General features: G+C 68.1%; 9 protein-coding genes. 6 read left to right on the plus strand and 3 right to left on the minus strand.

Going from position 1 to position 16,505, the window contains the following annotated elements:
* Window positions 1-70 precede the first annotated feature (70 nt).
* From C5B91_RS06960 to C5B91_RS06985, 6 genes are all read left to right on the plus strand, one after another.
* Complete coding sequence (locus tag C5B91_RS06960; RefSeq protein ID WP_115819281.1) at window positions 71-2,422, plus strand: DEAD/DEAH box helicase; 2,352 nt, start codon at window positions 71-73, stop codon at window positions 2,420-2,422.
* A gap of 127 nt (window positions 2,423-2,549) precedes the next feature.
* A complete protein-coding gene (locus C5B91_RS06965; protein WP_008093700.1) occupies window positions 2,550-3,707 on the plus strand; it encodes a hypothetical protein in 1,158 nt (385 codons plus the stop codon).
* A gap of 144 nt (window positions 3,708-3,851) precedes the next feature.
* Window positions 3,852-5,015 carry an iron ABC transporter substrate-binding protein gene (locus C5B91_RS06970; protein ID WP_115819282.1) on the plus strand — a complete coding sequence of 388 codons (1,164 nt, stop codon included), beginning with the start codon at window positions 3,852-3,854 and terminating at the stop codon, window positions 5,013-5,015.
* Between the two features lie 12 nt (window positions 5,016-5,027).
* Entirely contained in the window at window positions 5,028-6,623 is a 1,596-nt protein-coding gene (locus C5B91_RS06975) for an iron ABC transporter permease (protein ID WP_008093702.1), read from the plus strand.
* Window positions 6,613-7,785 (plus strand): ABC transporter ATP-binding protein, encoded by a 1,173-nt coding sequence (locus C5B91_RS06980; protein ID WP_008093703.1) that lies wholly within the window; start codon window positions 6,613-6,615, stop codon window positions 7,783-7,785. Before C5B91_RS06975 ends, C5B91_RS06980 begins: the two co-directional genes overlap by 11 nt.
* Window positions 7,786-7,787: 2 nt before the next feature.
* Complete coding sequence (locus C5B91_RS06985) at window positions 7,788-10,130, plus strand: glycosyltransferase family 39 protein (RefSeq protein ID WP_115819283.1); 2,343 nt, start codon at window positions 7,788-7,790, stop codon at window positions 10,128-10,130.
* A 129-nt stretch (window positions 10,131-10,259) separates the two neighbouring features.
* Here the strand turns inward: C5B91_RS06985 and C5B91_RS06990 are convergent, their stop codons facing one another.
* From C5B91_RS06990 to malA, 3 genes are all read right to left on the minus strand, one after another.
* A complete protein-coding gene (locus C5B91_RS06990; RefSeq protein WP_008093705.1) occupies window positions 10,260-11,558 on the minus strand; it encodes an MFS transporter in 1,299 nt (432 codons plus the stop codon).
* A gap of 281 nt (window positions 11,559-11,839) precedes the next feature.
* Window positions 11,840-14,296 carry a glucosylglycerol hydrolase gene (gghA, locus tag C5B91_RS06995; protein ID WP_115819284.1) on the minus strand — a complete coding sequence of 819 codons (2,457 nt, stop codon included), beginning with the start codon at window positions 14,294-14,296 and terminating at the stop codon, window positions 11,840-11,842.
* A 137-nt stretch (window positions 14,297-14,433) separates the two neighbouring features.
* The gene (gene malA / locus C5B91_RS07000) at window positions 14,434-16,467 is read right to left on the minus strand and encodes an alpha-amylase MalA (RefSeq protein ID WP_304999679.1); all 2,034 of its coding nucleotides are present in this window, start codon (window positions 16,465-16,467) and stop codon (window positions 14,434-14,436) included.
* Window positions 16,468-16,505: the final 38 nt, after the last annotated feature.

Consider the following 16,505-nt stretch of genomic DNA (forward strand, 5'->3'; position numbering starts at 1 on the left):
GGCTACCGTGGCTCGTGCTACCACCTCAGAACTGCGACAGCGTTAGGGCGGCCACGTCCGCAGTAGGCGCGTGGACGACCTCATCGAGTGGCTCCGGACCAGACCGTACTACGAGGGGCAGATTCGGTCTCACCGCCGGTTCGAAGCGCGCGAGCCCGCCTTCGTCGACGTGGACCTCGAACCGCGACTGGCGTCGACCCTCGAAGACCGCGGCATCGACCGACTCTACCGCCATCAGGCCGAGGCGGTCGAGGCGGTCCGCGACGGGAACAACGTCGTCTTGGCGACGCGGACCGCCAGCGGCAAGAGCCTCGCGTACACGGTGCCGGCGTTCGAGCGGGCGATGGACCACGGCGGCCGGACGCTCTATCTCGGCCCGCAGAACGCGCTCGTCGCCGACCAACTCGACACGCTGTCGGACCTCGCTCGCGGCCTCGGCTTCGGCAGCCGCGTCTCGGTCGACCAGTACACCGGCCGGCTGTCGAAGTCCGAAAAGCGCGAGGTCAGAAAGCGGATGCCGACGGTCCTACTTTCGAATCCCGACATGGTTCACTACGCGCTTCTCCCGCACGCCCATCGGCTGTGGGAGTGGTTCTTCTCCTCGCTGGAGACGGTCGTCATCGACGAGGTCCACGGCTATCGCGGGGTGTTCGGGAGCCACGTCGCGCTGCTCCTCCGTCGGCTCAAGCGCGTCTGCGAGCGGTTCGGCTCCGACCCGCAGTTCGTCTGCTGTTCGGCCACTATCGGCAACCCCGTCGAGCACGCCGCGCGCATCACGGGCGAGCGGGAGGACACCTTCGCGCTCGTCGACGAGGACACGAGCGGGACCGGCGAGACCAACTGGCTCCTGTGGAACCCGCCGGAGTACGAGAACCCCGAGGCCGGCGGGTCGGGGCGGCGGCACTCGGGCCACGTCGAGACCAAGAACCTCTTCGTCGACCTCGTCGCCCGCGGCCACCAGACGCTGGCGTTCACCCGCGCCCGACAGGCGGCCGAACGGTACGCCTCCGAGAGCGCGAGCGACCTCAGAAGCCGCGGCGAACACGCGCTCGCGGGGGAAATCGCGGCGTATCAGGCCTCCCTGACTCACGACCGGCGGCGGGAGATAGAAGCCGGCCTGCACGACGGCGACATCACGGGCGTCTGGAGCACCAACGCGCTCGAACTCGGCGTCGACGTGGGCGGGCTCGACGTGGTGCTCATCGACGGCTACCCCGGCACGCGGATGTCCGCGTGGCAACAGGCCGGACGGGCGGGTCGCGGCGATAGGCCCGCCTTGGTCGTCCTCGTCGGCGGCGAAGACCAACTCGACCAGTACCTGCTGAACCACCCCGCGGAGTTCTTCGACGGCGACCCCGAGCGGGCCGTCTCGGACCCGGAAAACGACCACCTGCTCCCCTCGCACGTCGCCTGCGCCGCCGCCGAGAACTGGCTCTCGACCGGCGACGAGTCGTACTTCGGCGGGTCGTTCCCCGGCGTCGTCTCGGGCCTCGAAGCCGACGGAACGCTGGCGCGCCGGGAGACGGACGAGGGGCTCCGGTGGACCCACGACGGAAGCGAGAGCCCGCAGCACGCGATGAGCCTCCGGACCATCACCGACCGCGAGGTCCAACTGATGGACTCGCGGAACGACGAGACCATCGCCACGCTGGCGTTCGACGACGCGCTTCGAGACGCCCATCCCGGCGCGGTCTACCACCATCAGGGACAGACGTACGAGGTCGCGGAGCTCGATTTGGACCGCGACGTGGCACGACTCCAGCCGACGTGGGCGGACTACTACACCCGCGTTCTCCACGACAAGCACATCACGGTCGAACGGGACATCCTGTCGAAGCCGCTGTCGACGCGGTCCGACGTGGAGGTCCGGTTCGCCGAGGTGACGATGCGCAAGCAGATTACGGGGTTCGAGCGTCGCGACCCGAAGCGCGGGACGACCATCGGCCAGCAACTGCTCGACCTGCCGGAGACGAGCCTGCGAACGAAGGCGCTGTATTTCACCGTCCCCGGCGACGTGGAAGCGGAGATGCGGGAGCTATCGAGCGACCGCGCGGAGGGGCGCGACTACGGCTTCAACGGCGGCATCCACGCCGCGGAACACGGGATGATTTCGCTGTTTCCGCTCCGGCTCCTCTGTGACCGCGGCGACATCGGCGGGCTCTCGACGCCGTACCACAGCCACACCGACCAATCGACAATCTTCATCTACGACGGCCACCCCGGCGGGGTCGGCATCACGCGCGCCGGCTACGACATCGCCGAGGGACTGATGCGACAGACCGCCGAACTGATTTCCGACTGTGACTGCGAGGACGGCTGTCCCTCCTGCGTGCAGTCGCCGCAGTGCGGGAACGCGAACGACCCGCTGGCGAAGGATACGGCGGTCCTGCTGTTGGAGTCGCTGACGGGAACGCGAGCCTGAAGCAGCGAGACGGGCGTGAATCGCCCGCCCTCGCCGACCCGCCGAACTAATTATCACTACATCGCCATTTCAGGCCCGCTATTCGGAACCAACAGCTATTTTTGGGAAGCCTAAATTCATAGGAGCAATGAACGCGGACATCTGTGTGGTCGTCCCGACCATTCGGGAGTACGAGTGCATGCGGTCGTACTTCGACAACGCGCGCGAACACGGGTTCGACCTCGACCGGCTCTTCGTCCTCCTCGTCACGGAGGACTTCTGCGACGCCGAGGGAATGGAGTCGATGCTGGACGACGAGGGCGTTTCGGGCGCGGTCTTCGACGGGGCCGCCCGCGAGGAGTGGTACGACGAACACGACGTCTCGGAGTACTCGCATCTCGTCCCGGCGGCCAGCCACGCCCAGACGAGTTTCGGCCTGCTGTACATGTGGGCGCACCCCGAGTTCGACTACGGCGTCTTCATCGACGACGACACCCTCCCGCACGACGAGTGGGACTTCTTCGGCCGCCACATGGCGAACCTCGACCGCACCGACGAGGTGGAGTCGGTGTCGAGCGACGAGCGCTGGGTGAACGTCCTCTACCAGAACGCCGACGAGCACGGGCTGTACCCCCGCGGGTACCCCTACTCGGCGATGGACGAGACGGTCGAGACCGGGACGCGAGAACTCCGCGACGTGGTCGCCTCGCAGGGGCTGTGGACGAACGTCCCCGACCTCGACGCGGTCCGCATCCTGATGGACGGCGACCTCGAGGGACAGGCCCAGACCCGGACCGACTTCGACGACTTCGACGGCGACTTCGTGGCCGAACAGGGGCAGTACCTCACCGTCTGCTCGATGAACCTCGCGTTCGAGCGCGAGGTCATCCCGGCGTTCTACCAGCTCCCGATGGACGACAACGAGTGGGAGGTCGGCCGCTTCGACGACATCTGGTCGGGCGTGTTCCTCAAGCGCGCCGCCGACGTGCTCGGCAAGGACGTGCTCACCGGCTACCCGCTCTGCGAGCACAACAAGGCCGCCCGCCCGACGTTCGACGACCTCAACAACGAGGTGCCGGGCCTCGAACTCAACGAGCACCTCTGGGAGGTCGTCGACGCGGTCGGCGACGACGCCGACAGCTACGCCGGCGTCTTCGAGGCGATGGCCGACGCCCTCGCCGACGGCGACTGGTCCGACTACCGCAACGGCGACTTCTTCAATTACGTCGGCGAGCACATGCGCGACTGGCTGGACTGCCTCGACGCCCTCGCCGCGCCGCGGGCCGCCGCGCCGGCTGACGACTGATTGACCGACGGCTGACCAACCGGCCGACTGCTGACCGGCCGCCGCGCGTCGCCGGACCGACCATCGTCTCTTTGTCCGGCGATTTGCTCGATTTTCCCGACGAATCGGCAGGTATAAATGGTTTAGGGAGACCTAAATCAATGTATGCAAGAACGCGACCGAGAGCTTCGCGGCCACAGTCGTCGCCGGTTCATCGCGACGACGGCGGCCCTCGGGGTCGGCGCGCTCGCCGGCTGTACCGGCGGCGACGAAGAGACGGAGACGACGACCGAGTCCGGTACCGGCGGGGAGGTCGAACAGATCGGTTCCGGGCGCTCCCCGTTCGGCGACCGCGACATAAGCGGCGGCGTGTCCGTTGCCGAGATGCCGGACCTGTCGGGTGAACTCACGCTCTACTCGGGCCGCGGTAAGGCGCTCGTCGGCGAACTTATCTCCTTTTTCGAGGAGTACTACGACGACTTCACCATCCGCCCGCGGTACAACTCGGCGACCGAGTTAGTCAACCAGATTCAGACCGAGGGACAGAACAGTCCCGCGGACGTGTTCTTCTCGGTCAACGCCGGGTCGCTCGGCGCGCTGAAGGACGCCGGTCGAACCCAGGACCTCCCGAGCGAGGTGCTCGACCTCGTCCGCGACGAGTTCCACGACCCCGACGGGCAGTGGACCGGAACCTCCGGTCGCGCCCGGACCGTCCCGTTCAACACCGACCAGTTCGACGAATCGGGGATTCCCGACGACATCATGGCCTTCCCGGACACGGAGGCGTTCCGCGACAACATCGGCTGGGCACCCACGTACTCCTCGTTCCAGGCGTTCATCACGGCGATGCGCGTCCTCGAAGGCGAGGAGGCCACGAGAGAGTGGCTGCAGGGGATGCAGGACCTCGGCGTCACGGAGTACAACGACGAGTTCCTCGTCTCGCAGGCCGTCGCCGACGGCGAAATCGGCGCGGGCTTCGCGAACCACTACTACATCCAGCGCATCCTCGCCGGGCGGACGAACGCGCCGCTTTCGACCGCCTTCACCGCGGGCGACGCCGGCTCGATTTTCAACGTTGCGGGCGCGCTCGTCCTCGACACCGCCGACGACTCCGAACTGGCGAGCAACTTCGTCCGACACCTGCTGTCGGCCGAGGCGCAGGACTACTTCGCGCGGACGACCTTCGAGTACCCGCTCGTCTCGGGCGTCGACCCCATCGGCGAGCTGCCGGGCATCGACGAACTCAGCCCGCCGGAGGGCCTCGACCTGACGCAGCTTTCGGACCTCGAAGGAACCGTGGAACTCTTGCGTGAGGTGGGCGTTCTCTGAGGTAGCTCACTCATGGCGACCGAACAGCAGACGGGGACCGGTGGGGGAGACGACGAGCAACCGCTCGGCCTGACCGTCGCCAGCGGGGCCGTCGCCGCCGCCGTCGTCGTCCCGCTGTTGTGGCTCGTCAAGACCGCGCTCGAGGTGGGGTTCGCCGAGGCGCTGGCGCTCGTCACTCGGCCGACGACCGTCGAGGTGTTCCTGAACAGCGCCGTCCTCGTCACGCTCGTCACCGCCGCGTGCATCGGTCTGGGCGTCCCGCTGGCGTACCTGACCGTCCGGACAGACCTGCCGTTCAGACGCTTTTGGACCGTCGTCGTCTCGCTGCCGCTCGTCATCCCGAGTTACATCGGCGCGTTCGCGTTCGTCTCGGCGTTCGGCCCGCGGGGCGCGTTCCAGCGGCTCTTGGCCCCGCTCGGCGTCGAGTCGCTCCCGGAAATCTACGGACTACCCGGTGCCGTTTTGGTGCTGACGCTCTACACGTATCCGTACGTGTTCATCACCACCCGGGCCGCGCTCAAGTCGATGGACACCACGCTCATCGACGCCGCGCGGACCCTGAACCACACCCGCTGGGAGTCGTTCAAGCGGGTGACGGTCCCGCAGATTCGCCCGGCGGTGGCCGCCGGCTCGCTCCTGACGGCGCTGTACGTCCTCTCGGACTTCGGCACGCCGGCCATCATGAAGTTCGACGCGTTCACCCGCGTCATCTACGTGGAGTTCGGGACGTTCGGCCGCGACACCGCGACGCTCCTGTCGCTCCAGCTCATCGCCGTGACGCTCCTCATCTTGACCCTCGAATCGCAGATTCGCGGCGACGAGCGCACGACGACCGGCGGCCGCTCGGGAAGCCCGATGCCGCTCGGGAAGTGGAAGTACCCGGCGCTCGGCTTCGCGGCGCTCGTCGCCACCGTCGCGCTCCTCGTCCCGCTCGGCATCCTCTTTACGTGGCTCGCGCAGGGGGTCGCCGCGACGAGTGGCTCGCTCGCGTTCCAGCCCGAGTACGCGCTCAACTCGGTCCTCGTCGCGGCCGCGACTGCGGGCGCGGCGACGCTCGCCGGCCTTCCGGTCGCCTACCTCGCCGCCCGGCACCCCTCGCGGCTCAGTTCCGTCTTCGAGCGCGCGACCTACGTCGGCTACGCGGTGCCGGGCGTCGTCCTCGGGCTGGCGCTCGTCTACTTCGGTAGCTCGTACGCGACGCCCATCTACCAGACGCTCTATCTCCTCGTGTTCGCGTACGTCATCCGTTTTCTCCCGCAGGCCATCGGGTCGCTCCGGGCGTCGTTCCTCCGGGTCGACCCCGCGCTCCCCGAGGCGGCGCGGACGCTCGGGGAGACCCCGTCGGGAGCGTTCCGTCACGTGACGCTTCCCCTCGTCGCGCCCGGCCTGTTCGGCGGCGCGGCGCTCGTCTTCCTGACCACGATGAAGGAACTGCCCGCGACGCTCCTGCTGCGCCCCTCGGGGTTCAGCACGCTCGTGACGCACATCTGGACGGCCTACGAGCAGGGCTACTTCGGCCAGGCCGTCGTGCCCGCGTTCATCCTGCTTTTCGTCTCCGGGCTCTCGATGCTCGTCATCATCACCCAAGAGGGATACGATGTCAAATAGCACACTCACGACCACCGACCGCTCGAACCGCACAGAATCCACCGGCTCCGAGGCCGAGGACGCGGACGCCGGCGGCGTCCTCGAACTCGACGGCGTCTCGAAGTCCTACGGGACCGAGTCGGTTATCACCGACCTCTCGCTCGGCGTCGAGGAGGGCGAAATCCTCACGCTTCTCGGCCCCTCGGGGTGCGGCAAGACGACGACGCTCCGGCTCATCGCCGGGCTCGACCGCCCCGACGGCGGCGAGGTCCGACTGAACGGAAACGTCGTCTCCGGCGGCGGCACCTTCCGCGCGCCCGAAGAGCGCGGCGTCGGCGTCGTCTTCCAGGAGTTCGCGCTGTTCCCGCACCTCACCGCGGCCGAGAACATCGCCTTCGGCCTGAAGGACCTCGACGAGGCCGAGCGCGACGAGCGCGTCCGCGACCTCCTCGACCTCGTGGGACTGGAAACCCAAGGCGACAGCTACCCCGACGAGCTCTCCGGCGGCCAGCAACAGCGGGTCGCCCTCGCCCGATCGCTCGCGCCGGAGCCCGCCATCCTGCTTCTCGACGAGCCCTTCTCGAACCTCGACGTGGACCTCCGCGTCCAGATGCGCGAGGAGGTCCGTCGCATCCTCAAGGAAGCCGGCGTGACGGCCGTCTCCGTCACCCACGACCAGGAGGAGGCGATGTCCATCTCCGACCGCGTGGCCGTGATGAACGACGGCGACCTCGAACAGGTGGGCGAGCCCGAACAGGTGTTCCAGCACCCCGAATCGCGTTTCGTCGCCGGCTTCCTCGGCTACGCCGGGTTCCTGCCGGGACGCATCGCCGGCGGTGTGGTCGAGACCGAACTCGGGTCGGTCGCGCGCGACCAGATACACGGCCTCGCGCCCGAGTACGACGACACCGACATCGACATCCTCGTCCGCCCGGACGACGTGTCGGCCCACCCCTGCGGCGACGGCGGCGAGGGCCACGGCAAAGTCGTCGGGAAGCGCTACCTCGGGCCGACCATCCTCTACGAGGTCGAACTCCACGGCGGCGACACCCTCCTGTGTATGCACAACCACGACGAGACCGTCCCGACCGACGGCTGCGTCGAGGTGACGCTCGACGCCGGCCACGAGCTCGCGTGGTTCCCGCGCGAACAGCGCCCCGAAACCGGCCCCTACTCGGACTGAGGATGGGTCGACGAGACTCGAACACAGGCGATTCCCTCCCGCTGGTCGGGCGCATGCGAGCCGCGGTCCGCGGGCTCGCGTTCGACGTCGACTTCACCATCGACATCGACCGGACGCGAACGCGTCGACGACTCGCAGCGCTCTGCGTCTCGCTTCTCGTCGGACTCGTCGTGACGTGGTTCGCGGTCGACCTCTTTCCGTACCACACCGTCAACGACGACGAGGGCGTCTATCTCACGCAGGCCGCGATGCTCCTCGAAGGCAAGCTGTTCCTCTATCCCGGCCCGCTGACGGAGGCCGTCAGACCGTGGTTCTTCGTGGTGCAGGAGACGCCGAGCGCCCCCGGCGGCGTCCAGCTCTACTCGAAGTACTCGCCGGCCGTGCCGGCGCTGTTCGCGGTCGGTCTCGCGGTCGGGCTTCCGAACCTCGTGTTGGGAGCCATCGCCGCGATGTCCGCCGCGTTGGTCTACGCGCTCGCCGCCGACGCGTTCGACCGGACGACCGGAGTCGTCGCGGCGGGGCTGCTCGGGCTCTCGCCGCTGTTTCTGCTCACTTCGTCGACGTTCCTCGCGTACGCGCCGACGACGATGCTCAACCTCGGCTTCGCCGTCTGCTACGTCCGGGCCGCTCGTCGCGACTCCTCGGGCTACGCCGTCGTCGCCGGTGCGCTCGTCGGCGCGGCGTTCTTCGCCCGCCCCTACACCGCCGTGCTGTTCGCCCTGCCGTTCATCGCCCACTCGCTGTGGGCGCTCGCGACAGCCCGCCGCGCGGGGACTGGCTGGGTCGTCTTCCGCCGGTACGCCGCCATCGCGCTCCCCGGACTCGCGTTCGTCGGCCTGACGCTCGCCTACAACGCCGTCGTGACGGGCGACCCGCTCACGTTCCCCTACATCGCCTTCGCCCCGCGGGACGGCATCGGCTTCGGCGAGCGGGCCATCCTCGGCTACGAAGTCGTCTATACGCCCGAACGAGGGGTTGAGACCGCAATCGAGGCGCTCGACCTGCTCGTGACGCAGTGGGGCCCGATGGGCTGGCTTGGCTCCGTCGCCGCGGTGTTCGGCCTCGGCGTCACGGCCCACCGCTGGTGGGGTCACAAGACCGGCCGGAACCTCCGCGGGAGCGCGAGACGACGACACCACGGCCTCGGTGGGCGCGACCGCGCCTTCACCGAACTCTCAGACGACGCCCTCGCCTGCGTCGTCGCGGGCGTGTTCGCCTCGGTGTTCGTCGGCAACGCCGCCTTCTGGGGGACGCACAACGGCCTTCGAAACGGTCTCATCGACCTCCTCGGGCCGTTCTATCACTTCGACGCGCTCGTCCCGCTCGCGGTGTTCGGCGCGGCCGGAGTCGTCGCCGGCGCTCGCCTCCTCCGCCGGCTGGCCCACCGCCGCTTTTCGGCCTCGGAGGCCCGGGGCGTCGTCTTCTCGGTGCTCCTCGTCTCGGCGCTCGTCGCCGGCGGCGTGACGGTCGGGGCGGTCGAGGAGCCCTACGACGAGAACCGACTCCGAACCGAGAACCTTGCGGCGACCTACGAACCGCTCCTCGACGCCGGCTTCGAACACCCGCCGCTGACGCCGTCGGTTCCAAGCGTCGGTACCGGCGGTCTCGGGAGCGGTGGCGGCATCGGACTCGGAGGTGACTCGGCCGCGACGGGCAACGAGACGAAGGCGCTCGTCTTCCACCCCGACCCCTACGGCGACTGGTCGGCTCATCCCTTCCAGACACTCCGCAACGACCCCGGCTTCGACGGCCCGGTGGTGTACGCCATCGACGACGGGGCCGAACAGGACTTCGCGGTCCTCGACGCGACGAATCGGACCCCGTACCGGTTCACCTATCGAGGGACGTGGACCGGAGCGGTGGACGCCGTCGAGCCGGAACTGACCCGACTCGACGTGCTGTCGGGCGAGCGGGTCGACGCGACGACGACGCTCGGCGCGCCCGAGGGGACGAACACGGTGTCGATTCGCGTCGAGACCGACGAGGGCTACGCCCGCTACGACGCGGCGATGGCCGAGAGCCTGACCGTCGAGTGGTCGTTCTCGCCCGACGGCGTGGCCGTGACGAACCGCCCGCTCGCCGCCGGCCCCCAGCGGCTGTCGATTCCGCCGGGCGCGAGCGAGGTCGACCTCGCGGTGACCTACGTCGGCGACTTCGGCGAGACGGTCACGTACCGACAGACCGTGACGGTCGAGCGCTCCGGCGACGAGGTTCGCGTCGTCTGGCCGCCGGAGACCCGCGTCTGCCGGCTGACCACCGACTGTGGGACCGAAGGCGAGTGGGTCGGTCCCGACGGCGACTACCTCGACGGCGTCTCGGTCGAGACTGACGCGCGCGTCGCCTGAGCGAGAGCCGGGAGCTCTCGGGCGCTTGGCGTCGGATGAAAAATGAAACCGTGATTCGGTTCGAGTTCGTTCGGTTCGTCCGCGGTCGGTGCCGCGGACAGACGTGTCGCGGTCGTCGCAGTCGGCGACTCAATCGTCCGCCGGGCCGGTCGCGCCCGACGAGCCGAGGAAGCCGTCGATAGTCGCGCGCTTCGCGATGTGCGGGCGGTAGACCCACGCGTTCAGGAGGACGATGGGAACCATCGTCGCCGCGACGAGCGCGTAGCCGACGTGCAGGTTCGGCAGGAGCACCGACGAGTAGACGAGCGGGTAAGCGATGCCGCCGATGGTACCGACACCGCCGACGACGCCCGCGACGGCCCCGGAGCTGTTGGGGAACATCGCCGGAACCTGTGCGAAGATGGCACCTTCCGCGAACGCGCAGGCCATGCCGACCATGAAGCCGGCGGCCACCGCGATGAGGACGGCTCCGGAGAGACCGGCGAGCGTCATGGCGAGCATGGAGACGATGATGAACGAGAGCGACACGAACGTCCACTGCTCGCGGTAGCGGCCCTTGAACACGGGCAGGATGTCCATCTCCCTGCGCGCCAGCACGTCGCTGACGTAGCCGCCGATGGGACGGAGCAGGCCGGCCGCGATGGAGAACGTGGCCGCGAACGTGCTCGCGAGCACGAGGTTGTTCGTGTTGAACGCCTCGCGGTAGTAGGTGGCGAGCCAGCCGTTCATCGAGAGTTCGAGGCCGAAGCTCATGACGTAAGCGAGCGCGAGCGCGACGGTCCCGTACCGGGTGGCCGTGTGGACCCACTGCTTGAGCGTCGCGTTGTCGGCGGTCGCCTGCCGACGCTCGTCGGTCGCCGCGGCCTCGCCGAGGACGTAGTAGGCGACCGCGAGCAGAATCGAGACGATACCGGTGTAGAAGAACGCCGCCCGCCAGTTGCTCTGGAAGAGCGGCCCGCTCCAGTCCGCGCCGAACACGCGGGGCAGGATGAGCGCACCGCCGGCGGCACCGGCGTTCCCGACGCCGGCGTAGATTCCCTCGGCCATGCCGAGGTTCTCCTCTTCGAACCACTCGGAGACGTGCTGGATGCCGATGACGAACGTGATGCCCGCCGTGGCGACGATGAGGCGTTCGATGAAGAACACGGTGTAGCTCTCGGCGAAGGCGCTCGCCATCGAGAACACCCCGACGTAGCCGAGGACGATAGCGAACACCACCGGCGCGCCGAACTTATCGGAGAGCCAGCCGGTGAGGATGCGGCCGAAGGGCGCGAGCCAGATTGCCGCGCTCGCCAAGATACCGATTTCCGCGAGCGAGAGCCCGAACTCCTCCGCCATCGGCCCCGTGAAGGGCGCGAACGAGAACCAGATGAGGAAGGAGAAGTTGAACCCGATAGTGGCGAGAAGCAGCGTCCGCCACTTGGTCATCTTTACGAGACCCATACGCCCACCCCCGACACAGTAGCACAATCGTGTATTATTCTACCTTTTTCTTGCATTGATTTGGACATCATGTAGCGGATAGCACAGAGTTCTAATTGAAAAACTCTGCCCACAATGTCCCATAAACACTTATCGAATGTTTAGAGAACTGGACCAGATAGAAACAATATTACCAATATTATTCGATAATATACCGAGTTGTACTGTGGACATACGTCCAAAAACACTCTGAGAATATGAATCTGGTGGTGAGTTCTCGTCGGTCGTTACGGGTCGCGACGCCAGACGACGGCCGCCCCGTTGGCGAGTGCGACCGCGAGCGGGTCGGACGGGGCGGTCGAGTCGTCGGGTTCCTCGACGCCGGGAGCGACTAACGCCGGCTCCCAGCCGTCGGTCGGAATCGCGGGCGCGTTCTCGTCTTCGGCGGCGTCGTCGGCGAGCCTCGCTGGCGACACCTCGATGGGGACGCCCTCCATATTGGCGGCGAAGAGCAACTGCTCTCTATCACCCTCGTCCGGGGCGGTCCGGAAGCCGTAGTAGAGGACCGTCCCGTCGGTCGGGTGGCGGTAGGCGAAGTAGTCGTCGTCGTCGTCGAGGTCGGCGATGAGCCACGGGCGGTCGTGGCGGAACTCGCGGGTTTCGAGGCGGAAGGCGGTCCGCTCGTCGTCCTGTTCGTCGCGCCAGTGGTCGAGGTTCGCGAAGTCGTGCACGTCGCGCATCCACGCGTCGCCGTATGCTTCGAGGTCCGCGGCCGAGAGGTCGTCGCCGAGCGGTTGGTCCATCGCCGAGAGCATAGCCGCCATCACGTCGAGGTCGTAGTCGGTCGCGCCGACCGCCGAGGAGAGGGCGTTCATGAAGGTCAACAGTTCCTCGCGGGAATCGAAGCCGAGGCCCTTCACGCGCCGGAAGAAGCGGTCGTCCTCGAAGTCCTCGTCGCGCACCTGCCAGTAGCAGAACTTCGACTCGTCGGAGACGACCTTGACGTTCCACGTCGGGTCGGTGTCGCGGACGAACCCCCACGGCGCGCGCATGTTCGCGTGGACGAAGTCCATCGGGACGCCCGGCAGGAAGCAGTGAAACAGCATCGACGACGCGGCGTTGTCGTACGCCTCGTCCAGCGTCTCCGGGTAATCGTCGCCGAGGTAGGGGTTGACCGGCGACTGGTTGAACTCGACCGTCGGGTCGATTTGGGTCCCGCGGCGGACGGTGTCGTGGTTGGCGACGCCCGTCAGCCAGTTGCCGCCGAACTCGCCGACCTCGCGGACGCGCCACCACTTCGTCGCCCAGAAGGTGAGGAGCGCGGGGGTGTTGTGCGCGAAGGTGATGGGCGACCACTGGAACGAGTGGGGATGTTGCTCGATGAGCGCGCGGTACGAGGAGGCGAGTTCCCAGTCCTCCCGCGGCCACGGCCGCCCGTCCTCGTAAATCATCCACGGCCGGTACTCCGTGCCGGCGACCTCCTGGGTCACGCGGTCCATCTCCGCGAGGAAGTCGTCGTCGTGGTACATTTCGCCCGTCTCAGGGTCGTGGGAGGTGAAGTCCTGCGCGCCGTCGACGCGGATGCCGTCGGCACCGAAGTCCATCTTGCGCCGCTGCATCTCCAAGAAGACGGCGCGCGCGGTCGGTTCCGTGTAGTCGAGGTGCTTGCCGTACATCCCCGGACCGAGGACGTACCGGTCCGAGAGGAGTTCCGCGCCGCGGTTGTCGGCGTGCCCGAGCGCGATGTCGAAGACGACCTTTATCGGTCGCGGGAGGTCGTGGCACGCGGCGATGAAGTCGACCAGTTCGTCCGGACGGCCGGTCTCGAGGACCGCCGGGTTCGGCGCGGAAAAGGCGCTGACGACGATGTCGTAGCCCCAGTTTATCAGTTCGGGACGGGCGACGTCGACCGTCGCCTCGGCGGCCGAGTCGTCGGCGACGCTCCAGAAGTCGTGTTCCTCCTCGTTCTCGGTCAGCGGCTCGACGGGCATCAGCTGAATCCCGTCGTAGCCGGCGAAGGCGCGCTCCCACGGGACGAGGTCGTCGCCGGCGCGCTGTTTCGCGGCGATTCCCTCGTACACCTCGGCGAGGCCGGCGAGCGACCCGCGCGCCGTGGCGGTTCCGGGGTGAATTTCGAGCATGCTCGTCGCGGGGTCGATGCGCGGGAGGCCGCTGTCCTCGGTCGTGGCGACCCGCTCGTCGTCGGTCCCGAGCGCCTCGAAGTAGTCGCGGTCGGCGCGGGTCTCGTCCAGCCTGTCGAGGTCGTACACCTCGGCGGGCGCGAACGCCCCGAACGGGACCGAGTACGCGACGGGGTCCTGAACCGTTCGCTCCTCGCCGTCGTCGCCCTCGTAGACGAGTCGGTAGAGCGCGCCGAGGGTGTCGCGAGTGCCGGCGCGAACGCCCTCGACGGCCGCCCAGTGGTACTCGCCGACCCGGCGCATCGGGACGCGGTGGCGGTCGAACGCCACGCGCCGATGGTCGGTCTCGCCGGGGTCGAGGTCGGCCGGCGGCGTCAGGAGTTCCAGTTCGACCGCGGCCTCGGAGACGCCGGCCTCGACGAGGTCCGGCGTCCAGAAACCGAACTCGACGACACCGTCGTGAACGTGCGCGCCGAGTTTCGTCGTCAGCGCCTTGGCGGCCGCGAAGTCGTCGTCGTTGCTCTCGACGACCGCCTCGTGCCACGAGGCGAGGACGTCGGTTCGGTCGGCGTGCAGGGTCGGGGTGGGGGAGTTCGTGCTCATGGTGAATCGGGCTGGTCGGGCCGAACGGAGGCAGAGGTGGAGTCGAAGCCGGAGCGGCGACCGAACGATGGGCGGGAACCGGGACGCGAGATGGGAAATCCGGGATTCGAGACGGTCGAAAAACGGGGCGAGAGACGTTACGCGAGCGGGCAGACGACCACGTCATCGACGCGGATACCACCCTCGACGGCGACGGAGTCACCGGAGATGACGTCGGTCGCGTCGACCGCGAGGTCGCCGACGTCGACCGTGGTCGAACCGGGTGCGAAGTTGAGCGCACAGAGGTACGAGCCGTCGTCGTGGTCGCGGACGAACGCGACCGCGCGGTCGGAGTCGGCCTCGTAGTCGATGCGGCGGAACGTCCCGTCGTACCGGAGCGCGGGCGTCTCGTCGCGGAGTTCGATGAGTCGCTCGTAGTGCTCGCGGATGTCGTCGCGGGCGTGGTCCCACGCGAGGGCGTCCCGACGGCCGCGCTGGCCGATTTCCTGTCCGCCGTAGACCATCGGCACGCCGGGGAGCGTAAAGAGCGCGCCCGCGGCGGCCAGCGCCTCGTCCTCGCCGCACTCGACGATGTAGCGCGTCTCGTCGTGGTTTTCGAGATAGAGCATGAACGCCGCGTGGTCGGGGAAGCCGACCTGCGTGCGCTGTTCGACGGCGTCGAGAATCCGTTCGGCGGGCTCGTCGCCGCGGCCGACCTGCCGGAGCGTGAAGTACAGCGTCGTGTCGAAGTGCATGTCGAACATGCCCTCGTGGAAGTCGGCGATGTACGGGATGGTCTCGTCCAGAAGCAGGAACTCGGGGTCTTTCGCCTTCACGCGGTCGCGAATCTCCTGCCAGAACGTGTCGGGGACGGCCCACGCCATGTCGCAGCGAAAGCCGTCGACCACCTCGGCCCACATGTCCACCGCGTCGAGCAGGTAGCGCCGGACTTCGAGGTTCCGGTGGTCGAAGTTGGCGATGTACTCCCAGTCGAAGTAGGTGCCCGGCTCGCCGCTCTCCTGCCACTCGTACCAGTCGTAGTACTCCGAGTCGGGGTTCTTGTAGGCGTCTTCGAAGAACGGGTGGGCGCGGGCGGAGTGGTTGAGCACGAGGTCGAAAAGCACCTTCATGCCGCGGTCGTGAGCGGCCTCGACGAACTGTTCGTAGTCCTCGCGGGTGCCGAGGTCCTCCGCAATGTCGTAGAAGTCAACGATGTTGTAGCCGTGGGGCGCGTGGTCGTTCTGGAGGACGGGCGTGAGCCACAGGCAGTCGACGCCGAGCGATTCGAGGTAGTCGAGTCTGGTTTCGAGCGCCTCGAAGGTGTTGTCGACGCCCTCGACATCGGAGGCGTAGCCGCGGACGTAAATTTCGTAGAGCGTCACCTCCTGTGCCCACTGCGGCGGGTCGTTGGGGCGGGAGACGGACGCGCTTCCCGCGCCGGAGCCGTCTACGTGGCCGGTTACGTCGGTCTGGACCGCTTCTGTCTCCGTCTCGGCGAATCCGCCGTCGGCGACGGCCTCGCGCTCGACGGTGACGGTGTCGGGCACGCTGTACGTCTCGTCGAGGGCGACCGCGTGGACGCGGAGTCGGTCGCCGACCGCCGAAAGCGGGACCCGGAGTTCCCAGCCGTCGGTCTCGACGGCCGCGTCGTCGATCTCGTCGCGGTCGTCGACGACGAACTCGACCACGAGGTCGTCGCGGCCGGTGTCGCTGTCGGGGTTCGGTTGCGGGTCCGCGCGGACGACGACGACGCCGTCTTCGACGGTCGCGTCGAGCCTGATGCGCGGCCGACCGCCCCGTCCCCGCTGGGCGTCGCCGGCACCGCTTCCGGAGCCGGACGCGCCGCCGCTGAACCCAGTCGGGCGTGCGGAGCCGCTCTGTCCGCTGTAGCCGCTCATCCCGCTCATCCCGCTCGCGCCGCTCCTGACGGAGCCGGCGGGCAGGTAGGAACCGGGGAAGACCCGGACAGTGAGCGTGTGCGTCGCGTCGGGCGCGTCGAGTTCGACGACGTAGCGGCCGGCCGCGTCGGGCGTGAACTGTACGACTGCGGTGTCTTCGTCGAGTTCGAGACTGCTGGCGACCGGCGCGCTCCGAACCCGCCACGAGTAGTCGGCGTCGGGGTCGGGGTCGCGAGGTGCGAGTTGTACTGACTCGCCGACAGCCATGAACTGCGGCGGTCCTGGGTGTTGCATACTCACAATCAACGTGCCGGGTGACTTTGAGTTTACCC

The organism is Haloferax sp. Atlit-10N, assembly GCF_003586325.1.
GTDB lineage: Archaea > Halobacteriota > Halobacteria > Halobacteriales > Haloferacaceae > Haloferax > Haloferax prahovense.